19 protein-coding genes are annotated in these 20,450 nt (G+C 66.4%); 12 read left to right on the top strand and 7 right to left on the bottom strand.

Going from position 1 to position 20,450, the window contains the following annotated elements; translation table 11 throughout:
* Window positions 1–33 precede the first annotated feature (33 nt).
* Window positions 34–2,856, bottom strand: a complete 2,823-nt coding sequence (gene ppc, locus NIBR502772_RS05430) for a phosphoenolpyruvate carboxylase (protein WP_141139384.1) — start codon at window positions 2,854–2,856, stop codon at window positions 34–36.
* Window positions 2,857–3,008: 152 nt separating this feature from the next.
* Window positions 3,009–3,689: an NADPH-dependent F420 reductase gene (locus NIBR502772_RS05425; protein ID WP_141139383.1), complete on the bottom strand. Its 681-nt coding sequence runs from the start codon at window positions 3,687–3,689 to the stop codon at window positions 3,009–3,011.
* Between the two features lie 220 nt (window positions 3,690–3,909).
* Between NIBR502772_RS05425 and NIBR502772_RS05420 the strand changes: the two genes are divergently transcribed.
* Window positions 3,910–4,746 (top strand): DUF1684 domain-containing protein, encoded by an 837-nt coding sequence (locus tag NIBR502772_RS05420; RefSeq protein ID WP_141139382.1) that lies wholly within the window; start codon window positions 3,910–3,912, stop codon window positions 4,744–4,746.
* A 78-nt stretch (window positions 4,747–4,824) separates the two neighbouring features.
* Here the strand turns inward: NIBR502772_RS05420 and NIBR502772_RS05415 are convergent, their stop codons facing one another.
* Complete coding sequence (locus NIBR502772_RS05415) at window positions 4,825–6,090, bottom strand: acyl-CoA dehydrogenase family protein (protein ID WP_141139381.1); 1,266 nt, start codon at window positions 6,088–6,090, stop codon at window positions 4,825–4,827.
* On the bottom strand, window positions 6,087–6,911 hold the full coding sequence (locus tag NIBR502772_RS05410) for an SDR family NAD(P)-dependent oxidoreductase (protein ID WP_141139380.1): 825 nt from the start codon (window positions 6,909–6,911) through the stop codon (window positions 6,087–6,089). Before NIBR502772_RS05410 ends, NIBR502772_RS05415 begins: the two co-directional genes overlap by 4 nt.
* Window positions 6,912–7,014: 103 nt before the next feature.
* Here NIBR502772_RS05410 and NIBR502772_RS05405 point away from each other — a divergent pair, with 103 nt between their 5' ends.
* From NIBR502772_RS05405 to NIBR502772_RS05390, 4 genes are all read left to right on the top strand, one after another.
* Window positions 7,015–8,178: a glycoside hydrolase family 76 protein gene (locus NIBR502772_RS05405; RefSeq protein WP_141139379.1), complete on the top strand. Its 1,164-nt coding sequence runs from the start codon at window positions 7,015–7,017 to the stop codon at window positions 8,176–8,178.
* Between the two features lie 168 nt (window positions 8,179–8,346).
* Window positions 8,347–9,396: an iron ABC transporter substrate-binding protein gene (locus NIBR502772_RS05400; protein ID WP_141139378.1), complete on the top strand. Its 1,050-nt coding sequence runs from the start codon at window positions 8,347–8,349 to the stop codon at window positions 9,394–9,396.
* 39 nt (window positions 9,397–9,435) lie between these two features.
* On the top strand, window positions 9,436–10,974 hold the full coding sequence (locus NIBR502772_RS05395; RefSeq protein WP_104062708.1) for an iron ABC transporter permease: 1,539 nt from the start codon (window positions 9,436–9,438) through the stop codon (window positions 10,972–10,974).
* Complete coding sequence (locus tag NIBR502772_RS05390) at window positions 10,971–12,137, top strand: ABC transporter ATP-binding protein (RefSeq protein WP_210412391.1); 1,167 nt, start codon at window positions 10,971–10,973, stop codon at window positions 12,135–12,137. Before NIBR502772_RS05395 ends, NIBR502772_RS05390 begins: the two co-directional genes overlap by 4 nt.
* 21 nt (window positions 12,138–12,158) lie before the next feature.
* On the opposite strand, the gene NIBR502772_RS05385 is transcribed toward NIBR502772_RS05390, so the two are convergent.
* Window positions 12,159–12,758, bottom strand: coding sequence for a YdeI family protein (locus tag NIBR502772_RS05385; protein ID WP_141139377.1), 600 nt, complete (start codon window positions 12,756–12,758; stop codon window positions 12,159–12,161).
* A gap of 77 nt (window positions 12,759–12,835) precedes the next feature.
* Between NIBR502772_RS05385 and NIBR502772_RS05380 the strand changes: the two genes are divergently transcribed.
* The 5 genes from NIBR502772_RS05380 to tgt all read left to right on the top strand — a co-directional run bounded on the left by NIBR502772_RS05380 (window position 12,836) and on the right by tgt (window position 17,619).
* A complete protein-coding gene (locus tag NIBR502772_RS05380) occupies window positions 12,836–13,603 on the top strand; it encodes a VOC family protein (RefSeq protein WP_246848703.1) in 768 nt (255 codons plus the stop codon).
* 155 nt (window positions 13,604–13,758) lie between these two features.
* Complete coding sequence (locus NIBR502772_RS05375) at window positions 13,759–14,298, top strand: NUDIX hydrolase family protein (RefSeq protein WP_056349560.1); 540 nt, start codon at window positions 13,759–13,761, stop codon at window positions 14,296–14,298.
* Between the two features lie 86 nt (window positions 14,299–14,384).
* Window positions 14,385–15,437, top strand: coding sequence for a DUF6707 family protein (locus tag NIBR502772_RS05370; protein ID WP_141139376.1), 1,053 nt, complete (start codon window positions 14,385–14,387; stop codon window positions 15,435–15,437).
* A 61-nt stretch (window positions 15,438–15,498) separates the two neighbouring features.
* A complete protein-coding gene (locus NIBR502772_RS05365; protein WP_141139375.1) occupies window positions 15,499–16,224 on the top strand; it encodes an SRPBCC domain-containing protein in 726 nt (241 codons plus the stop codon).
* A 33-nt stretch (window positions 16,225–16,257) separates the two neighbouring features.
* Window positions 16,258–17,619, top strand: coding sequence for a tRNA guanosine(34) transglycosylase Tgt (gene tgt / locus NIBR502772_RS05360; RefSeq protein ID WP_141139374.1), 1,362 nt, complete (start codon window positions 16,258–16,260; stop codon window positions 17,617–17,619).
* Between the two features lie 27 nt (window positions 17,620–17,646).
* On the opposite strand, the gene NIBR502772_RS05355 is transcribed toward tgt, so the two are convergent.
* Complete coding sequence (locus tag NIBR502772_RS05355) at window positions 17,647–18,363, bottom strand: queuosine precursor transporter (protein ID WP_141139373.1); 717 nt, start codon at window positions 18,361–18,363, stop codon at window positions 17,647–17,649.
* Between the two features lie 137 nt (window positions 18,364–18,500).
* On the opposite strand from NIBR502772_RS05355, the gene NIBR502772_RS05350 reads away from it, so the two are divergent.
* Window positions 18,501–19,397 carry a hydroxymethylpyrimidine/phosphomethylpyrimidine kinase gene (locus tag NIBR502772_RS05350; protein WP_141139372.1) on the top strand — a complete coding sequence of 299 codons (897 nt, stop codon included), beginning with the start codon at window positions 18,501–18,503 and terminating at the stop codon, window positions 19,395–19,397.
* On the opposite strand, the gene NIBR502772_RS05345 is transcribed toward NIBR502772_RS05350, so the two are convergent.
* Window positions 19,394–20,017, bottom strand: a complete 624-nt coding sequence (locus tag NIBR502772_RS05345) for a TetR/AcrR family transcriptional regulator (RefSeq protein WP_141139371.1) — start codon at window positions 20,015–20,017, stop codon at window positions 19,394–19,396. The genes NIBR502772_RS05350 and NIBR502772_RS05345 overlap by 4 nt on opposite strands.
* A 98-nt stretch (window positions 20,018–20,115) precedes the next feature.
* Here NIBR502772_RS05345 and NIBR502772_RS05340 point away from each other — a divergent pair, with 98 nt between their 5' ends.
* Window positions 20,116–20,433: a hypothetical protein gene (locus tag NIBR502772_RS05340; protein ID WP_210412478.1), complete on the top strand. Its 318-nt coding sequence runs from the start codon at window positions 20,116–20,118 to the stop codon at window positions 20,431–20,433.
* Window positions 20,434–20,450 lie beyond the last annotated feature (17 nt).

Here is a 20,450-nt window from a genome sequence, read left to right as displayed (position 1 = left end):
GGTCAGCGGGCTGCTGGCTGTGCAACATGGATCCTATCCCGTGTTGCGCAGGCCGGCCGCCACCCCGTTGACGGTGATCAGCATGGCCCGCTGGAGCCGTTCGTCGATCTCGGCGCCGCTGATGCTCCCGCCTTCGGCGTTCTGGGCAGCCCGCACGCGGCGAAGCAACTCCACCTGCAGGTAACTGATGGGGTCCAGGTACTGGTCCCGGATCTCCAGCGACCGCTTGAGCGTCGGCTGCGCGTCCAGGAGCACGTTCTCGCCAGTCAGGTTCTGGATCTCGGTGACCGTGAGTTCGTACTCTTCACGGATGGCCCGGAAAATGTGGTGCAGGTCCTCGGGAACCAGGGTGGCCACGTAGTACCCGGCGATGTCCATGTCCGTCTTGGCCAGCGTCATCTCCACGTTGGAAACAACGGACCGGAAGAAGTGCCAGTTCTCCATCATCTCCACGAGCTGCGCGGAGTTTCCGGCCTCGCGGGCAGCCTTCAGGCCCGAGCCCACACCGAACCAGCCCGGGACGATCTGCCGGGACTGGGTCCAGCCGAACACCCACGGGATGGCACGCAGGCCGCCAAGCCCCGCCCCGGAGTCCGGGCGTTTGGACGGGCGGGAGCCGATGTTCAGCGAGCCCAGCTGCTCCACCGGAGTGGAGGCCAGGAAGTACGCGGGCAGGTCAGGATGGTCGATCAGGTTCCGGTACCGGTCGAAGGCGCCGTCGGAGATGATTTCCATGACGTGCCCGTACCGTTCGCGCTGGTCGTCCGACGTGCGCGGATCCCGGTGCAGGGCCGAGCCCTGGAGCACTGCCGCGAGTGACAGCTCCAGGTTTTCCCGGGCCAACTCCGGCAGCGAGTACTTGTCCGAGATGACCTCGCCCTGTTCAGTGAACTTGATCTCGCCTTCCAGCACGCCGTTGGGCTGGGCCATGATGGCGTCGTAGGTGGGTCCGCCGCCGCGGCCCACGGAGCCGCCGCGGCCGTGGAACAACCGGACACGGACGCCATGCTTGGCCGCAACGTCGCGCAGGTTGCGCTGGGTCTTGTGGATCTCCCACTGGCTGGTCATCACGCCGGATTCCTTGTTGGAGTCCGAGTAGCCCAGCATGATTTCCTGGACGTCGCCGCGCAGCCGGACCAGGTCGCGGTAGGACGGAACGGACAGCAGCTGGTCCACGATCTCCGCCGAGGCACGCAGCTCCTCCACGGTCTCCAGAAGCGGCGCGAACCCGATCTTGGCGTAGGGGGCGTCGCCGAACAGGTTGATCAGGCCTGCCTCGCGGGCCAGCACGGCCGCGGCCAGGACGTCGTCCGCGCCGCGGGTCATGGAAATGATGTAGGTCTCGATGACGTCCGGACCGTACGTGCGCAGGGCACGGCGGATCTCACGGAAGACGTCGTACGTGCCGTCAGCGACGCCGTCGAGCTTAATCGGGTGGCCGGACAGCGGCCGGCGTGAGGCGAGCTCGGAGCCGAGCACCTCGAAGCGTTCCTCACGGCTCAGTTCGGCATAGCGGATGCCGGGGCCGCCCAGCCGGTCCATCAGCTGGCCGACGGCGTCGTGGTGGTGGTCGGCGTGCTCGCGGATGTCCAGGGTGGCCAGGTGCAGGCCGAAGGACGCGACGGCGCGGCGGACACGGGCCAGGGCGCCGTCGGCAGCGAGCGACGCCGAGTGGTTGCGGAGGGACAGCTCCAGCAGTTCGAGGTCGTTGAGGAGTTCCTCGGTGGAACTGTAGTCACGGCCGTGCTCGTGCGTGGAGTCCGCGGCAACCCGCTTGCCCGTGTTGATGAGCTTGGCTTTGATGCAGGTGAGCTTGAGGCGGTAGGGCTCCTGGGCGTTGAGTTCCAGGACGCGCCGGTCCAGGCCCGGCAGCTTCTTCAGGTCCGCGTCGATGGAGTCCAGCAGGGTCTGGTCCGCGCCGGACAAGGCGGTGGAGTTGGACAGGATGGAGATCAGCTCGTCCATCATCGCGATGCTGATGCGGACGGCGTGCTGGTTCTGGATCTGCAGGATTTCCCGGGTGACCGCCGCCGTGACGTTGGGATTGCCGTCCCGGTCGCCGCCGATCCAGGACCCAAACCGGATGGGTGCGTCCTGGGACGAAAGGCTGACCCCGTGCTCACCGAGCAGTTCCGAGAAATCCGAGAGCATCTCGGGCATGGCGTCGGTCAGGATGCCGCCGAGGTAATAGATCGCGTTGCGGGCCTCGTCCACCGGGGTGGGGCGGACCTGGCGCAGTTCGTCGGTCTGCCACATCTGGTCGATGACCTCCGAAAGCTGGCGGTCCTGCCGGCGGCGCGCGGAGGTGCCTTCCTTCGTGGGCTCGGCCAGGACATCAGAGAGCTTTCGGATCTTGTCCAGCACGGAACGGCGCGACGCCTCGGTGGGGTGGGCCGTGAAGATGGGGCGGACGTCCAGCCCGTTGACCACTTCCTGCAGGACTTCGGGCCCCGCCTTGGCGGCGATTTCGGTGACGGCCTTGGCCAGCCACCCGTCCTTCTCCTGCCGGGTCCGCAGGCCGCGGACCCGATGGACCTGCTCGGCCGCGTTGGCAAGGTGGAAGTAGAACGCGAACGCACGCACCAGGTCGGTGGCCTGCTCGATCGGCAGGGAGCCGAGCAGTTCACGGACCTGCTCGACGACGTCGTGCGCACTCCATGGGCCGGTGGCATCGGCACCGCCGCGGGCGGCTTCCTTGGACTCCTTGGTAAGGAGGCGGACCTGCTCCACAAGAGCAAGGAGTTCGGGGCCGTGCTGGCGCACCAGGGATTCACCCAGCAGCGTGGAGACGCGCCGGACGTCGGCCCTCAGTTCAGAGGCGAGGTCGGTTGAGGAGTTCATTGCAGTGTTAGCCATGGAAACTGTCTTTCGAGGGTTCGGACTTGGCTCGTACACTGCGCTGGATACTGTGAGCCACGTTACTAGCTATCGATGCTACCTGCACGGGATGGCGAAGGCGGAATCCGTCTCAGATATTGCGCAGGTCTCCGCCCCTGCCGCGCCGGACTTCAGCGGACGATCTTGAAATTGAAATCCGGGGTCCCCAGCACCGACCAGAGGCGCAGCCACACCGGGAGCATCATCTCCGCTCCCCGGGCGGTGGTGATGTCTCCGAGGTCAATAATATCGCGGTGGCCCAGCTCCCGGAGGAGCGCCGTCACGGTGCTCTTGGCATCGGCGTCGTCGCCGGAGACAAACACCGAGTGGTCCCCGCCGCCCAGCCGTCCGGGGTCAACCATCAGCCCTGCGTTCATGGTGTTCAGGGTTTTGACCACCCGCGCCTCCGGGAAGGCGTGCTGGATCCGTTCGGCGTTGCTGTCCGTGTTGACCGGGTTCAGCACCGGGGGCATGCCCTGGGAGAAGTCGAGCGGGTTGGAAACGTCCACCACCACTTTCCCCGACAGGTTGGCCGAACGCGCGGCACTGAGGGCACTGAGTGCGCCCGCTCCGTTTGTTGCATTGACTATTAGTTCCGCCGCGGCTGCTGCCTCCGCGAATGTTTCCAGGGCTATGTGCTGGTTCGCCGCGTGCCATTCGCTGAAGGGCGGGGTGCCCATGGCGTCCGGCGCGCTGCGGGCGAGAGTCTCCCCCGGGTCGCGGGTGCCCACCACCACGTCGTGTCCCAGCGCGGACAGCGCGCCTGCGAGGGTCCGGCCTGCGAAACCCGTGCCCAGGACCGCGATTTTCATGGTTCCTCCAAGGTCAGCCGTGGGAGTCCGGAAACGAGGTTCCGTCGCCTTCGACGTTACTCTCCGCCGCCGGCAAGACAAGGGCGGCGGCAGCAACGCGGCGCGAGGTCCGTGGCTCCGCGGCGGTCCGTGGCGGTCCGTGGTGGAATGGACAGCGTCCGCGCCGGGTTGTAAACCCTGACGTCCTAGCCGGGGAATCAGAACCCCTTTTGGAGGAACCATGGACACCACCGCAACCGCGCAGCTGGAACGCTGGCAGCGTTTCCGCACGAACCGGAACAAGGCCCTCGCCACCCGCCACGGCTGGCTGACGCTCACCTCCTTCCAGTGGCTGGAATCCCGGCCCGCCGGCGTCGAACTCGCCCCCGGCCTCTGGTCAACGGACGGCACGACGGCGACACTCACCGCTGCGGCGCACGACGGCCTGACGCTGGTGGAAACCGGCGAGCCTGTTGACGGGACCATTACCGCCTCCCTCGCCAACGAGGAATCCCTGATGTGGGTGCAGTTCGGCGGCGCGGACGGGCAGCAGGTAGTGGTGGAACTCGCCATGCGCGCAGACCGGTACGCCATCCGAACCCGCGATTCCGGCTCGCCGGTGCTGACGGAGTTCGACGGCGTTCCCACCTTCGACTACAACCCGGACCTCGTGATTAAAGCAGCCTACGAGGCGTACCCGGAACCGGTGGCCGTCCCGATCGGAACGGCCAATCCGCTGGTGGACGGCGTCCATTATTCGGTGGGCGAACTGGTTTTCCGGCTGCCGGGGATCGACCATGAGTACCGGCTGCACGCCGAGGAGGAAAAACTGGGCGCGCTGACCATCACGTTCCATGACGGGACCAACGGCGAATCAACGGATGAGTGGCGGAAGGTATCCACGCCCCGGCCACGCATTGACGCGGCCGGAAAGGCCACGGTGGTCCTGGACTTCAACCGCGCCATCAACTACCCCAGCGCCTTCACCCCGTTCGGCACCTGCCCCATGCCCGTGAAGAACAACAGCCTCGATGCGAGAATCGAGGCCGGCGAAAAGCAGCCTCTCCTCGCTGATTGAGCGCCGTGCCCGGTGATTGAGCCTGTCGAAATCCGACCCGCCCGGTGATTGAGCCTGTCGAAATCCTGGTCTCGCTGCCTAGACGATCGCTGAGACGCCGGTGACCGCCCGGCCCACAATGAGCGTGTTGATTTCGAACGAGCCCTCGTAGGTGTAGATGGCCTCGGCGTCGGCGAAGATTTTGGCCATCCGGTAGTCGGTCACGATGCCGTTGCCGCCCAGGAGGGACCGGCCCAGCGCCACTGTCTCGCGCATCCGGGCGCTGGTGTAGGACTTGGCGAGGGCCACCTGCGGCATGTCCGCCACGCCGTCGTCCTGCAATTGGGCAATACGCGCCATCATGGCCATGCTGGCTACGGCGTTGCCCAGCATGGTGACCAGCTGCTGCTGGATGAGCTGGAATTTCGCCAGCGGCCGGCCGAACTGGTGGCGTTCGACGGCGTACTGCCGGGCGACGTCGAACGCCGCCAGCTGCTGCCCCACCGCCTGCCACCCCACCATGATCCGCGAACCGCGCAGGAGCTGGTTGGTGTCCTCGAAACTGCTGATGCCGGCGAATCGGTCGGCCTCGGCGACCTGGACATCCTTAAGCACGATGTCCGCGTTCTGCACGGTCCGGAGCGCAATCTTGTTCTCGATCCGGCTCCGGCTCACGCCCGGCAAGGAAGCATCAACGATGAACCCTCGGACCGCGCCCTGCCCGTTGGCAGCCACGGCCTCGTCCTTGGCCCACACGAGCATGTAGTCGCAGAACGTCCCGTTCCCGATCCAGCGTTTGGCGCCGTTGAGCACCCACGCGTCGCCGTCGTCGTCGGGCTCTCCCGTTGCGCTGGAGATGCGCCGGGCACTCGTTTCCATCCCGCCGGCGACGTCGGAACCGTGGCCGGGTTCGGTGAGCGCGAAGGCGCCCGTGATGCGCAGGCTTGAGGCGTCCGCCAGCAGCCGCTCTTTCTGGCCGGCCGAACCGAAACCGTAGAGCGACTCCACAAAAAGGTCGTGGTGGACCAGGAAAAATGTTGCGATCGAGGTATCCACGCGCGTCATCTCTGCGATGACCAGTCCGGCGAACAGGTTGCTGTAGCCGCGCTGCGCCGGTGTGCTCAGCTCCAGCGCGGCGAGCTTGGGCAGGATGTGCGCCGGGAACTCCGCCTTGTTCCACCAGTCCGACGCGTAGGGGGCGATCTCCGTGGCCAGAAACTCCCGCAGCTCGGCCAGCTTGGCCCGCTCCTTCGAACTGAGGAGTGACTCGAACGCGAAAAAATCGGCGGTGGGCAGCTCGTCGATCGAGGGCGCCGTGGCCGAGGGCTCAGTGGCGGAGGGCTCGGACGTGCCCGGCAGGCTCATTTCGGCCCCATTCGGATGGCACCGTCGAGCCGGATGGTTTCGCCGTTGATCATCGCATTTTCCACAATGTGGGCCACCAGACTGGCGTATTCGGCGGGCCGGCCAAGGCGCGACGGATGCGGGACCTGCCGGCCCAGCGAATCCTGCGCGTCCTGCGGGAGCGTTGCCATCATGGGTGTTTCGAAGATGCCCGGGGCGATGGTCACCACCCGCACCAGGGAGCGGGCCAGCTCACGGGCCAGCGGCAGCGTCATGGCGGCGACGGCGCCCTTGGAAGCGGCGTAGGCGGGCTGGCCGATCTGCCCGTCGAAAGCTGCCACGGAGGCGGTGTTGATGATGACGCCGCGTTCGGGGCCGCCGAGCTCAGTACTGATCGGTTCGGTGGATACCATGGCCGCGGCGGCCAGGCGCAGCACGTTGAACGTCCCGATGAGGTTGACCTGGATGACGCGGTTGAACGTGTCCAGCGGAAGGACGCCGTCCCTGCCCAGGACCTTGCCCGGCGTGGCGACGCCGGCGCAGTTCACAACAATGCGCAGCGGCCCCAGCGCCACGGCAGTGTCGACGGCGGCCTGCACCTCAGCCTCATTGGTGACGTCCGCGGGGACAAAGGCCGCTTGTGCCCCCGAACCGCCGGCGGCGTTCAGCGCTGCCACGTTCAGCGCTGAGGCGTTGAGCTCGGCGGCGTAGGCTGCACCGGCAGAGGACGGCAGGTCGATCAGCACCACCGAGGCGCCGGCGTCGAACAGGCGCTTCGCTGTGGCAGCGCCGAGCCCGGAAGCCCCACCCGTAATCAGCGCGACAGTACCCAAGACGTCCATACATCCTCCTTGATGCGGCCCCAACACCATAAGACCGGCGCGGAACATTAGTTAGTGCATGTTAACTGAAAATCCTGTGGGCCGCACCCACTAGGCTGAACGGATGACCATGCCGGATGCCGAACCTGCCCACTGGCAGGACCGGGCCAACGTGGCGGCCCGCTCCGTCACCGGACTCTTCGGCCGGCGGCTGCTGTTCCTGCCGGGAACCCACCTGGCCGCCGTGCAATGGCCGTCAAAACACCTGAAGAACCTCCTCCACCCCTGGCACTACTGGTGGCAGGCGCACTACGTGGACTGCCTGGTGGATGCCGGGCGCCGCGAACTGGGCAACGGAGCCACCCCCGCCGCAAGGTTCAACGGCCCGGACCACCCCAGTGCCGGCAGGCTCGCGTCCTGGCTGGTCACGGGCATCCGGCTGCGCAACGCCTTCACCTTCGTCAACAACTACTACGACGACATGGCCTGGCTGGCACTGGCGACGCACCGCCTGCAAAGCCTGGCCGAGGAGACGCGCAAACCCGGACGCCGCCGCAACGCCAGGGTCCAGAAGACCCTCACCCTGCAGTTCGATTCCGCCTCCACCGATGACCTGGGCGGCGGGACCTTCTGGAGCAAAAAGCGCGACTTCAAGAACACCCCGGCCACCGCCCCCGTGGCGCTCTACTACGCCCGGACAGGCCAGCGAGCCAAGGCGCAGCGGTTGGTGGACTGGCTCAATGCCGTGCTCTTTGATGATGCCCGGGGCCTCTATGTTGACGGGGCGCGGCTCAGCCCGGCCGGCGAAGTGCTGGTGGAGAACACCCTCTACACCTACAACCAAGGCCCCGTACTGGGAGCCTTGCTGGAGCTCGGCGGCGACGCCAACCTCGCCAGGGCCGCGGCACTGGTGGCCGCGGTCGCAAAGCGGCTCACCGTACCGGGGCAGCGCATCCTCCGCTGCGATGGAACGGGCGACGGCGGACTCTTCACCGGGATTCTCTGCCGGTACCTGGCACTCGCGGCCGTCGATGCCCGGCTCCCGGAGTCCGCCCGGAACACCGCGAAGGAGCTCGTGACAGCTACTGCCGAAGCCTTCTGGGCGGGCCGCCGGCAGGCCGGCCGCGGAGCGGCATCAGCCACGGCTGGGAACGTCCTGTTCTCCATCCACGCGGCACAACCGGCGGACACAACCTACCCGCCAGGTGCCGCCGTCGAACTTTCCACCCAGCTGCAGGCCTGGATGGCGCTGGAGGCTGCAGCGGCCATCCACAGAAGCGATGAATGAATTAGGGCACGCAACAGTTCCGTAATGCATGTGATCCTGATCACTTAAGGGCCGTGCCGCTTGGTGTCTTAGGTTTGGCTAACCTACAGTTTCTCGGGTGAGCCACCCCTTATCCCCAGCTCACCAGGACCGTCGGTCCACACACTTTTCCCCAGAAAGTAGCACTCAATGAAGATCCGCAACAGCGCTCTGGCCGGCATCGCACTCGCCGCCACCGCAGCCTTGGGACTGACCGCCTGCGGCGGCACCCCGGCAGCCACCGGTTCCGCCTCTGCAGACGCCAAGGTGTCCGGCGAGATCACGGTCTACAACGCACAGCACGAATCCATGACCAAGGCCTGGGTGGAAGAGTTCACCAAGGAGACCGGCATCAAGGTGACCCTGCGCCAGGGCAAGGACACCGAGATGTCCAACCAGATCATCCAGGAGGGCGACAAGTCCCCGGCTGACGTCTTCATCACCGAGAACTCCCCCGCCATGACCCAGGTGGAAAACGCAGGCCTGTTCGCCGATCTCACCGACGAGGTCAAGAAGCAGGTTCCGGCCGAGTACCGCCCGTCCACCAATAAGTGGACCGGCGTCGCAGCCCGCTCCACCGTGTTCGTGTACAACAAGGAAAAGCTCACCGAAGATAAGCTGCCCAAGTCCCTCTCTGACCTGGCCGGTCCGGAGTGGAAGGGCCGCTGGGGCGCATCGCCGTCCGGCGCCGACTTCCAGGCGATCGTATCCGCCTACCTTGAACTCAAGGGCGAGGCCGAAACCGAGAAGTGGCTCACGGCCATGAAGGAAAACTTCAAGGGCTACCAGGGCAACGGTGCGGTCATGAAGGCTGTCAACGCCGGTGAAATCGAAGGTGGCGTTATTTACCACTACTACTACTTCGGTGACCAGGCCAAGACCGGCGAGAACTCCAAGAACGTGGCCAGCCACTACTTCAAGAACCAGGATCCGGGCGCGTTTGTCTCCATATCAGGCGGTGGCGTGCTGAAGTCCTCCAAGAACAAGGCCGCTGCCGACGCGTTCCTCGCCTTCATCACGGGCAAGAAGGGCCAGGAGCAGCTGCAGACGGGCAAGGACTTCGAGTACACCGTCGGCGCCGGCGTGGCATCCAACGACAAGTTGGTGCCGCTGGCCGAACTTCAGGCACCGACAGTTGACTCCTCCAAACTGAACTCCAAGAAGGTCACGGAGCTGATGACCAAGGCCGGTCTGCTCTAGCTTTTGGTTTCAACCCCAGAACTAACGGCCAAAGCGGCGATGGCGGGCAAGGGCAACAGCCCTCGCCCGCCATTGGCGGTTGCGCTCCTGGCCACACTGCTGGCCCTGTTCGCCCTCATCCCGCTGGGCTATGTCATCTACATGACGGCGGTCACTGGCTGGGATACCAGCATTAAGCTGATCTTCCGCCCCCGGGTGGGCGAACTGCTGGTCAACACCCTCCTGCTGATGCTCATCGTGGTGCCCGCAACCCTGGTGGCGGGCGTGGGCGGCGCGTGGCTGGTGGAACGCACCAAGCTGCGGGGCCACAAGTGGTGGGCCGTGCTCCTGGCGGCGCCGCTGGCCATTCCCGCGTTTGTGAACAGCTACGCCTGGGTGTCCGCCATCCCTTCCCTGGAAGGCGTCTGGTCAGGCGCGCTGATCGCCACTCTGTCCTACTTCCCGCTGGTCTATATTCCGGCCGCTGCCACGCTCAGCCGGCTGGATCCGGCCATCGAGCAGTCGGCGGCGTCCCTGGGCCTGGGCCCCTGGCAGGTCTTCTTCCGCGTGGTGCTGCCCCAGCTGCGCATCGCCGTCACCGGCGGTGGCCTGCTGGTGGGCCTGCACCTGCTGGCCGAGTACGGCGCCTTCGCGATGATCCGCTTTGAGACGTTTACGACGGCGATCATGCAGCAGTACGCTTCCACGTTCAACGGCACGGCCGGAAACATGCTGGCCAGCGTCCTGGTGTTCTTCTGCCTGATACTCCTGGTGTTGGAGGTCCGCAGCCGCGGCACGGCCCGCTACGCGCGGATCGGCTCCGGCGCCCAGTCCAAGCCCCTGCGGCTCCCCCTACACCGCTACCAGGTTCCCGCCCAGCTGGGACTGATGGCGCTCACTGGCCTGGCGTTCGGCCTGCCGCTGTGGTTTGTGATCCGCTGGATCGTGGCCGGCGGCGTCGAGATCTGGGACGTGGACGAGTTTGTCCCCGCACTGCTGCAGACCCTGGGGCTGGGCCTTGCCGGCGCAGTGGCCGCGACCGTCGTCGCCTTCCCCATGGCGTATCTGGCCGTCCGGCATCCAGGGTGGTTCAGCAAGTCCCTGGAGCTCTCCAACTACGTCACCAGTTCCATGCCCGGCATCGTGGTGGGTCTGGCCTTCGTCACCGTGGCCATCAACGTTGCCCCGGACATCTACCAGACCACCGGGCTGCTGGTAGCCGCATACGTGCTGCTGTTCATTCCGCGCGCGTTGGTGAACATCCGCGCCGGGCTGGCACAAGCCCCCAAGGAACTGGACGAAGCGGCCCGCGCCCTGGGCAGGTCTCCGTTCAATGCCTTCCTGAAGATCACGTTGCGCCTCACGGCTCCCGCGGCCGCCGGCGGCGCAGCGCTGGTGTTCCTCGCCGTCGTGACCGAACTGACCGCCACGCTGCTGCTCTCCCCCAACGGGACCAGAACCCTGGCCAGCGCGTTCTGGAGCAAGAGCAGCGAAATCGACTACGCCGGCGCAGCCCCGTATGCCCTGCTGATGATCCTGCTCTCGGCGCCCATGACCTACCTTCTCTTCCAGCAGTCCAAGAAAGTGGCCGGACAGTGACCGAACAATCCCCCGCCAGGCTTCCGGAACCGCGGATCGCGCCGTCGGTGGCACCCACCACCAACAGCCATCTGCAGATCACCGACGTCACCAAGAACTTCGGTTCCCAGGCCGTCCTCAAAGGCGTCAACCTATCCGTGGCCAAGGGCGGGACCACCGCCATCGTGGGACCCTCCGGCTCGGGAAAAACCACCCTCCTGCGGCTGATCGCCGGCTTTGAACACCCCGCCACCGGCAGCATCTCACTCAACGGCACCAAAGTTGCGGGCGACGGCGTGTGGTTGCCTGCGCACAAGCGCCAGGTGGGGTACGTGGCTCAGGACGGGGCGCTTTTCCCGCACCTGACGGTGGGCCAGAACATCGCGTTCGGCCTGGACACGGCCAAGCTCGCGGGTGGCCGCCGCGGGGCCGCGGGCCGCATCAGCGAACTGCTGGACATGGTCTCCCTGGACGCCTCCATGGCCAAGCGGCGGCCGCACCAGCTCTCCGGCGGGCAACAGCAGCGTGTGGCCCTGGCCCGTGCACTAGCCCGCGAACCCGAACTGATGCTGCTGGACGAGCCCTTTTCAGCCCTGGACGCCGGCCTGCGCATGGCAACCCGGCGGGCCGTGGCCAAGGTCCTCAACAAAGCCGGCGTCACCACCGTCCTGGTCACCCACGACCAGGCCGAGGCCCTGTCCTTCGCGGACCAGGTGGCCGTGATGCGCGGCGGCAAGCTGGCCCAGATCGGCAACCCGTTTGTGGTTTATACCCGCCCCGCCGACCGCGCCACCGCGGAATTCCTGGGCGACGCCGTCATCCTGGACGCCTGGATGGAAGGCTCGCTTGCCACGTGCTCGCTGGGCGAAGTTCCTGTCCGCCGCCCGCCGGCCCAGGGCCGGGTGCAGCTGATGCTGCGTCCTGAGCAGATCCGCATTGCCGAGGATGGCCCCATCCGCGGCGTGGTGGTGGACACCGACTACTTCGGCCCGGAAACCACCGTGCGCCTCAAACTCTCTGTGCCACCCGAACTGGCCGACCGCGCCGACCACCGCTACCCCGGCGGCGGCGAAGTCATCACCATCCGGCACTGGAACGCCTCCATTGCCCGGCCGGGAATGGAACTCTGCCTGCGGGTGGTGGGCGAAGCCGTCGCCTTCCCGCTGGACCCCGCTTGTGATTGAGCCCGTCGAAATCCGCCGCTACTATCCTCCGGGGGGCTTCTTCTTCTGCGGATACGGTGCCTCGCCCCGGGCCAGCATTTCCACAAAGCCGGAGATTTTCCGTTCCCGCGTGGACGCCTGCTTCACGGAATTCGTCCGGTAAATCAGGGCATACCGGTTCACGGAGGTGAGGACGTCGAACATGGCCTGGGCCTCGGGGACGGCAGCGATGGCGGCGGCCAGATCCGGCGGGACTTCGGCCGATGCCTGCCCGGAATAGGCGATCTCCCAGCGCCCGTCCGCCTTGGCGGCGTCGACGGCGGCGCGGCCGGCGTCGGTCATTTTTCCCGCGGCTTCAAGCCGGGCAACATGCCCAACATTCCGGGCTGACCACGGACTCTTGAGGGTGCGGCGGGTCATGCGCTGGCTGTAGCTGTCGGCGTCGCGCTTAATCACCTGGCCATCGATCCACCCGAAGCACAGCGCCTCATCCAGTGCAGCGTCGTAGTCCAGTTCCGTGGTGTTGCCACCCTTCTTATGCAGCACCAGCCACACGCCGGGGCTGGTGGCGTGGTGCTTTTCCAGCCACAGCCGCCACTCCGCCGCATCCGCTACCAGCAGTTCCTCGAGTTCAATGGCCATGGCCCTATTCTGCCCGCCTTCTGCTGGAAGTGGCATGATGGCGGTAGCCGACCTGTCCTGGTTTCGAGGAGGAACCCATGCTGCGTGTCAGACCCGTCCATTTCACCTCCCTGCCGGACAGTTGGGAACAGCTCCTGACTGCCCTGGGCCTGGCCAAGACCGTCGATGACGGCCCGTGGCGGGAGTTCGACGCCGGTTCCGGCCGGCTGGCCCTGCATGTGGCCGACACCGGCGCCACGGACGACGGCACCACTGCCTTGGGCGTGGAGGTGGGCGATCTGGCGGAATTCGCCCGGCGCACCGCCCTGGCCGCGGAGGAATCCGGGAACACGGTCGCCGAGCTCATCGCCGCCGACCACGGCGAGTCGTGCCGCATCACCGGCCGGGACGGCTTCAGCTTCCTGGCGGACAAAGGCGCCCGGGAGACGAACGCGGCGGACGCTGATCCGGCGCTGACCGTCGTCGGGGTCTGGTTTACGGAGGATCCCGGCGCCGCCGCCGTGACCCTGCAGGACATCGGCGCCAGGTTCCGCCCCGTCCCGGACGCCGACGAAACCGCCGACTTCACCGCCAAGAACGGCGGGGTGCTGATGGTGCGGCCGGCATCCGGGCCACCGCGGTCCGGCCTGGGATTTGAGTACGACGGCGATCTGGGCGCCTTGCGGGACCGGCTCACCGCCGCCGGGCTGGACGTCAGCGAAACCGAAGAAGCCTTCGGCCGGACCCTGCACGTGGCCAACCCCGACGCCGAAGGCAGCGCAGGTACCGCCGACACAGCCGCAGCCACAACCGCCCCGCATGTCCCGCCCACCCTCTGGATCTCGCAGCGCCGCGCCGCGCCGTGATCCGCTTCATTCCGGACCGGGGTGCCCGGGCTGGCTCTGCGGATGAGCGGCCCGAGGGGTGAGATTCCGGCGCTTTGGGGCGCTTTGGGCGCCGCTTTACGCTGATAGCTCACCCCTCAGCGGTCCGAGGCCGCCCGATGGGGTAGAACTTAACCATGAACGTTCGCACTCCTGACCCCAATCCCGGCTGGCTCTCCGAAGAAGACCTCTTTGAGGCCCGCGGGAGGCTCCCCATGATCTACGTGGAGGCCGTGCCGGTGAGGCTGGATCCGCTGGGTTTTGTGAACGAGGTTGGCACGCTGCTCCAGGCCGACGAGGACGGGAACATGATCCGGTCGCTGGTGTCTGGCCGCGTGATCTACCGCGAGACCATCCGCGCCGCACTCCTGCGCCATATGGAAAAGGACCTGGGGCCGCTCGCCTTTCCGCAGCTCCCCATCAGCCCGGTCCCCTTCACGGTGGCCGAATACTTCCCGGCCCCGTCCCAGACCGGCTTCACCGACGACCGCCAACACGCCGTGTCCTTGGCGTATGTCATCCCCGTGACCGGCGAATGCGAACCCCGCCAGGACGCCCTGGAACTGACCTGGATGACCCCTGCGGAAGTGCTAAGCCCCGACGTCCAGCTCGAATTCAGCGGCGGCCGCGGCGCCCTGGTCCGCCAGGCGCTGGCCTTTGCGGGAGTGGGTCACTGACGCCCGCGGGTTCCCCGGCGTCCCCGACTTCCGGCGCCCCGCTTTGTAGACTGTAGGGCGGACCGCAAGAGAACTTAAGGACTCCCATGACCGAAACCCCAGCCGCCAGGCACTACAGCGAACAGCAGGCTGGATCTCTGACCACCGGCGATCAGCTCCTCCTCCCCGACGGTGAACGCACCGCCGAAATCCAGCACGTGGAGTTTGAACCGGATGATTTCGGGACCCCCGCGGTGGTCCTGGCAAACCTCACCGGCGGCGGCACCCTCCGCATCGCGGCCGGCTCCACCGTGAAGATCCTGGACACAACAGTCCGGGTCATCACGGTTCCGGACACCACCGTTCGGGGCACCCCCGTTCAGGACACAACACCCGACGCCGTCACGCAGCTTACGGTCGCGGCGCAACCCCCTGCCGAACAGCCCCAGCACACCGGCGAACCGGACGTTGCCCCGGCGGCTCCTGCCGTCGTCGTACCTCCCCCGCCGGCCATCCCGCCCGCGATAAGCGGCCCGTCCGCGGAAGAACTGGCGCTGATTCCGGCGCCGCAGGGCACACCCGAAGCGGTGGTGGAGGCTGCCGCGGAAGCCCACCCGGACGCCGTTGGCGTGCTGCTGCTGGCGGACAAGCTGGCCAAGGGCATCAACTTCAAGTCCGGCAGCTGCCTCAAGGACCTCAGCGACCTGGCCCACGAGCTGTTCATCACGCTCAAGGATCCGGACGGGGCGCTCACCGTGGCGGACCTGCTCAACGTCCTCCCGTTCGACGGCAACCCGGGCCGGTGGGCGTCCGTGGAGGCGTCGCTGGCGTTGTCCAGCTTCATCTGCCGCCAGGAGCGGCAGGAGGAGCGCGCCGAAGTCTATGAAAAGCTGCTGCGTTTGCCGGAAACCCAGGAAACGGACCCGTTCAAGGCGCGGATGAATGCCAAGGTGCGCCAGCGTTCGCTGAACGAACCCAACCTGTACGACAAAGAGATCTTCCGCTCGATCGACAACTCAAACCACGAGGCCGAGCGGGAGTGGCGGCTGCTGCGCCTCGAATCCCTGCTGTTCCTGCGCGCACACGGCGGGTCTGAGACGATCGGCGTCGGCGAGCTCCAGCGCCGGATCAGCAACGAACTCGAGGCTGTCCGGGCCTAAGCAGTCGGGGTGGGGGAATTGCCCCCTACCCGGGGCTGCGCCCGCGTTGTAGATTCGGGCTATGACGAACAATCTGAGCGTGGTGATAAATGCTGATGCGCCGCAGGTCTGGACCATGCTGCGTGAACCGGCCAAAGTTGCCCAGTGGCACGGCTGGGAGGCTGACGAACTGGCCGATGAGATTGACGGGATCTACTTCAGCAGCAACGTGGTTGAAGCCCCGGACCACACCAGCCTGACCACCAATGGCGGCGACGTTTTCGACCTGAAACCGGTGTCCGCGGGGACGCTGGTCAGTGTCACGCGGGCAGCCCTGGACCACAACTCTGAGTGGGCGGCCTGGGACGAGGACATCACCCAGGGCTGGCTGACGTTCCTGCAGCAACTCCGCTTCGCGCTGGAACACCACCCGCACGGCAAGCGGCATACGATGTTCTTCGAATTTCCCGGCGAGCCGGCTTCCGCCATCGAAAAGCTGGGATTGTCGGACGTGCCTGCGCCGGGTGAGACGTACAAGCTGACGCTGTCCACAGGCGAGGAGATCACCGGGAAGGTCTGGTTCCGCAGCAACCACCAGGTAGGGCTCACTGTCCACAGCTACGCGGAGCACGGGGACGGCCTGCTGATCGTGGCGGACCAGCCCGTCATTGAAGGTGTAAGGCCCCACGGTGGCGCCATGGTGATCGCGTCGACGTTCGATCTGGGTGCCCACAAACTGGAGTCGATCCGATCGCTCTGGGACAGTTGGCGGGCTGAGAACTACCCCACATCGGAAGCGGCCCACTGAGGGATCGGCGGCGTTTGCTGGCACACTGGAACCGTGCCAGCCAACCCCGCCCCCGCGCCATCCGTCTCCGTTTCGGCAGTCCCGGCTGACTCCGTCGCACCGGGAGCCTCGGCGGCGGCGGCCGGCTCCGCCGCTGCAGCCGACCAGTCGCAGTTCGCCTTCACCGTTGGCACCCGCCTTGCTGACAGCTGTGCGCCGTCGGCCGCGCAGGCAGCTGCCAACGGCGGAAAATTCCTGGGCCGCACGGGGACCATCACCACGCCCCATGGTGAGATCCGCACCCCGGCGTTCATCGCCGTCGGGACCAAGGCCACGGTGAAGTCCGTCCTGCCGGAATCCATGGCGGACCTCGGGGCGCAGGCGCTCCTGGCCAACGCCTACCACCTGTACCTCCAGCCCGGGGCGGACATCCTGGACGAGGCCGGCGGGCTGGGCGCGTTTATGAACTGGTCCGGGCCCACGTTCACGGACTCCGGCGGGTTCCAGGTGATGAGCCTGGGGTCCGGGTTCAAGAAGGTCATCGACATGAAGTCGGTCGACACCTCCGGGCCGGACGACGCCGTGGCTCCGGGCAAGGAACGCCTGGCCCACATCGACGACGACGGCGTCTGGTTCAAATCGCATCTCAACGGTGACCGCCACCGGTTTTCCCCCGAAATTTCCATGCAGGTCCAGCACCAGATCGGCGCGGACATCATGTTCGCGTTCGACGAGCTGACCACGCTGCAGAACTCCCGCGGCTACCAGGAGGAATCGCTGGAGCGCACGCGGTTGTGGGCCCTGCGCTGCCTGGAGGAGCATTTCCGTCTGACGTCCGAGCGGGTGGGGAAGCCGTACCAGGCCCTCTTTGGCGTGATCCAGGGTGCCCAGTACGAGGACCTGCGCCGGAAGGCCTGCCGGGACCTTGGCGCCATGGACTTCGACGGCTACGGCATCGGCGGGGCGCTGGAGAAGGAAAACCTGGGCACGATTGTGCGCTGGTGCAACGAGGAACTGCCTGAGGACAAGCCGCGGCACCTGCTGGGCATCTCCGAACCGGACGACATCTTCACGGCCATCGAGAACGGCGCGGACACCTTCGACTGCGTCTCCCCCACCCGCGTGGCCCGCAACTCCGCGTTCTACACGCCAGCTGGCCGCTTCAACCTCTCCGGTGCCAAGTACAAGCGCGACTTCGGCCCGCTCCAGGACGGCTGCGACTGCTACGCCTGCGCCAACTACTCGCGGGCCTACATCCACCATCTGTTCAAGGCCAAGGAAATGCTCTCGGCCACGCTGATCTCCATCCACAACGAGCGCTTTGTGGTGAAGATGGTGGACGATGCCCGGCTGGCCATCGAAGCCGGGTCCTTCTTCGAGTTCAAGGCCGAAACCCTGGCGCAGTACTACCGCTAATGCGTGCCCGGCCCGCTGCCCGCCCGTTCAGACCCCGTAGCTCGGTTCGCGCTTCTTGATCCAGCCGATCACGAGGGACGTTACCGGCACAAACAGGAACTCCACGAGTGTCTTGTAAACAAAGCCCACCACCACGTAGTTCAGGAACGTGCCGAAGTCCGTGATGCCGATGACGGAGGCGGCGATGCTGCAGAAAATCAGGGTGTCCACGAACTCGCCCGCGCCTGAGGAACCCATCAGCCGCGCCCAGAGTGACTTCTCCCCGGAGCGGGCCTTCATCTTCACCAGGATCCACGAGTTGATGGTCTGGCCGGCCAGGAATGCCAACAACGAGGCGAGCACAATCTGCGGCACCGGACCAAGGGCCCCCTCAAGGGCGGCCTGCTTGGCCGTGCCGAAATCGTCATCAAAGCCGGGCAGTGCGATGATCACCCAGTAGCAAACCGAGGCGAAGACGGACAGTGCAAAGGTGGTGAAAATGGCCTTGCGCGCCACCTTGAAACCGTAGACCTCGCTGATGACGTCGCCCAGGATGTAGGCGAGCGGGAAGAGGAAGAAGCCGCCGTCGGTGATGATCGGACCGATCGCGACGCCCTTGGACGCCCCGATGTTGGACAGGATCAGCACCACGGCCATAAACGCCAGCATGATGCCGAAGTACGGCGAACCGATCGATGCGAATTTCGGCGCCGTCCGGGCGGAGTCGGCGATGGGCTGGGCGTCAGGGCCTGAGGAGGAAGGCATGGGGATTCCATTCGTAGTGGTTCGCTCGGCGTACCGTTCCCGCAACGAAAGTTGCGCGGGCCGCCGGCTGTATTAGCACTGTCACGCCATTCTCCCACCGAACAATAGGGCCCGACGCCGGATGGCAGGATAGTGCCATGACTTTAGCTTCAGCTGCCCTCCAGCCCCCCGTGTCCGCTCCCGCCGTCGTCCTGACCATCGCGGGATCCGAAGCCACGGGTGGCGCCGGAGCCCAGGCCGACCTGAAGACGTTCCAGGAGCTGGGCGTGTTTGGCATCGCCAACCTGACCTGCATCGTCTCCTTCGATCCGAACGACAACTGGAACCACCGTTTTGTGCCGGTGGACCAGCAGGTCATTGCGGACCAGTTGGAAGCCACGACGGCGGCCTACGGTCCGGCATCTGGCGCCGCCTCCGAGAGTGCCTCGGGCGAGCCGTCAGCTCCGGGCCGTCCGGTCCTGGACACCGTGAAGATCGGCATGCTGGGCAGCCCGGCCACCATCAGCACGGTCGCCGCGGCGCTGGAATCGGGCCGGTTCCGCAATGTAGTGCTGGATCCGGTGCTGATCTGCAAGGGCCAGGAGCCGGGCCACGCACTGGACACGGACCAGGCCCTGAAGGCGCAGATCCTGCCGCTGGCCACATTTGTCACACCCAACCACTTCGAAGCCGAATCGCTGTCCGGCCTGGCGATCACCGACGTCGAGTCCCTGAAAGCCGCAGCAGTCCGCATCCACGAGCTCAGCGGCGCCGCGGTCCTGGCCAAGGGCGGGGTGCGGCTGGCAGGCCCGGACGCCGTCGACGTTTACTACGACGGCGAGACCCTTGAGGTCCTGAGCGCTCCCAAGGTGGGCGAGGTGGCCGTGTCCGGTGCCGGCTGCTCCCTCGCCGCGGCGGTGACGGCCGAGCTGGCCAAGGGCGCCACGCCGCTGGAGGCTGCCCGGGCCGCCAAGGACTTTGTCACCGCGGGGATCCGCAACCGTGTGGCCTCCGGTGCGCCGTTCGACGCCCTCTGGCAGGGCGGCGCGCGCTAGCTTCTTGAGTCTTCCAACGGCGTCTTTTCCAGCCGGGCCTCTTCCAGCAGGGCGTCGGCTACCAGCGTGGCCGTCCGCACAATAAAGGCCCGACGGCGGTCCAGGCGGTCCGGAGCGGAGCCCGCCAAGAGGGCGTCGATCTGGGGCAGCACCGTCCAGCCGTCGCACAGGGTCACGATGGTGAGGACCAGGTCGGCCGCATCCGTGCGGTCGATTCCGGGCAGAACTGCCAGCATCTGGTCCACTTTTGTGGCGCAGTGGTCCGCGCGTGTGGCCCGGTCCACGGTATTCCTCCCGCGCTCCAGGCCTTCCCAGAACAGGAGCCGGGCCAGGGCGCCGTCGTTCGTGTGACGGTCAAAAAGCTTGCCGGCGTACTCTCCGATGGACGCCGCGCCATGACCTTCGATGGGGACCTCGGACATCACCCGCACCAGTTCAGCGGCCAGGACGGCGTCGAACAGCTCATCCTTCTTGCCGAAGTACTGGTAGATGCGTTCCTTGTTCACGCCCGCCGCGGCAGCAATGCGGTCCACGCGCGCCCCCGCAAGGCCCTTGTCACTGAACTCCTCGGTGGCGGCAGTCAGCAGCAGCGCTTTGGTGCGGTCAGTGTTCCAGGCCATGTCACGATCCTACCCGTTTCCAACCAACTAGTTGCACTTTTACGGAGCCCGTACTAGTCTCGCTTTCATCAAAAGCAACCAACTAGTTGGAGTTAGCCATGAACAGCACCCTCGGCCCCACAGCAACTGCTCCCGCGCCAGCCGCCCCAACTCAGGCTTCGGTCACTTCTCACGGACCGGTGCCGCAGGCGCCGTCCATCCACGTCCGCGCCGTCATCACGTGGCTGGCCATCTTTCCGCTGGTGGCCGTGGGCATGATGGTTGTGGCACCCCTGACCGAGGGCTGGCATCCAGCGCTCCGGGCACTCGTCCTGACGCTCGTGGTGGTTCCGGTTGCTGTCTATATCGTGGTGCCGCGGCTCTTTGCCGGCTATGGCGCCCTGCTGCGCCGCCGCAATTCCCGCAGGACCAGTTAGTTAGGCTCAGCCCGGGG

This window comes from Pseudarthrobacter sp. NIBRBAC000502772, assembly GCF_006517235.1.
GTDB lineage: Bacteria > Actinomycetota > Actinomycetes > Actinomycetales > Micrococcaceae > Arthrobacter.
Note: the sequence above shows the minus strand (reverse complement) of the source record. Positions and strands in the feature narration are given on the sequence as shown.

Bases quoted from the DNA above. Each gene is read 5' to 3' on its own strand.
- ppc (WP_141139384.1), bottom strand. From the start codon at position 2,856: ATGGCTAACACTGCAATGAACTCCTCAACCGACCTCGCCTCTGAACTG.
- NIBR502772_RS05425 (WP_141139383.1), bottom strand. From the start codon at position 3,689: ATGAAAATCGCGGTCCTGGGCACGGGTTTCGCAGGCCGGACCCTCGCA.
- NIBR502772_RS05420 (WP_141139382.1), top strand. From the start codon at position 3,910: ATGGACACCACCGCAACCGCGCAGCTGGAACGCTGGCAGCGTTTCCGC.
- NIBR502772_RS05415 (WP_141139381.1), bottom strand. From the start codon at position 6,090: ATGAGCCTGCCGGGCACGTCCGAGCCCTCCGCCACTGAGCCCTCGGCC.
- NIBR502772_RS05410 (WP_141139380.1), bottom strand. From the start codon at position 6,911: ATGGACGTCTTGGGTACTGTCGCGCTGATTACGGGTGGGGCTTCCGGG.
- NIBR502772_RS05405 (WP_141139379.1), top strand. From the start codon at position 7,015: ATGACCATGCCGGATGCCGAACCTGCCCACTGGCAGGACCGGGCCAAC.
- NIBR502772_RS05400 (WP_141139378.1), top strand. From the start codon at position 8,347: ATGAAGATCCGCAACAGCGCTCTGGCCGGCATCGCACTCGCCGCCACC.
- NIBR502772_RS05395 (WP_104062708.1), top strand. From the start codon at position 9,436: ATGGCGGGCAAGGGCAACAGCCCTCGCCCGCCATTGGCGGTTGCGCTC.
- NIBR502772_RS05385 (WP_141139377.1), bottom strand. From the start codon at position 12,758: ATGGCCATTGAACTCGAGGAACTGCTGGTAGCGGATGCGGCGGAGTGG.
- NIBR502772_RS05380 (WP_246848703.1), top strand. From the start codon at position 12,836: ATGCTGCGTGTCAGACCCGTCCATTTCACCTCCCTGCCGGACAGTTGG.
- NIBR502772_RS05375 (WP_056349560.1), top strand. From the start codon at position 13,759: ATGAACGTTCGCACTCCTGACCCCAATCCCGGCTGGCTCTCCGAAGAA.
- NIBR502772_RS05370 (WP_141139376.1), top strand. From the start codon at position 14,385: ATGACCGAAACCCCAGCCGCCAGGCACTACAGCGAACAGCAGGCTGGA.
- NIBR502772_RS05365 (WP_141139375.1), top strand. From the start codon at position 15,499: ATGACGAACAATCTGAGCGTGGTGATAAATGCTGATGCGCCGCAGGTC.
- NIBR502772_RS05355 (WP_141139373.1), bottom strand. From the start codon at position 18,363: ATGCCTTCCTCCTCAGGCCCTGACGCCCAGCCCATCGCCGACTCCGCC.
- NIBR502772_RS05350 (WP_141139372.1), top strand. From the start codon at position 18,501: ATGACTTTAGCTTCAGCTGCCCTCCAGCCCCCCGTGTCCGCTCCCGCC.
- NIBR502772_RS05345 (WP_141139371.1), bottom strand. From the start codon at position 20,017: ATGGCCTGGAACACTGACCGCACCAAAGCGCTGCTGCTGACTGCCGCC.
- NIBR502772_RS05340 (WP_210412478.1), top strand. From the start codon at position 20,116: ATGAACAGCACCCTCGGCCCCACAGCAACTGCTCCCGCGCCAGCCGCC.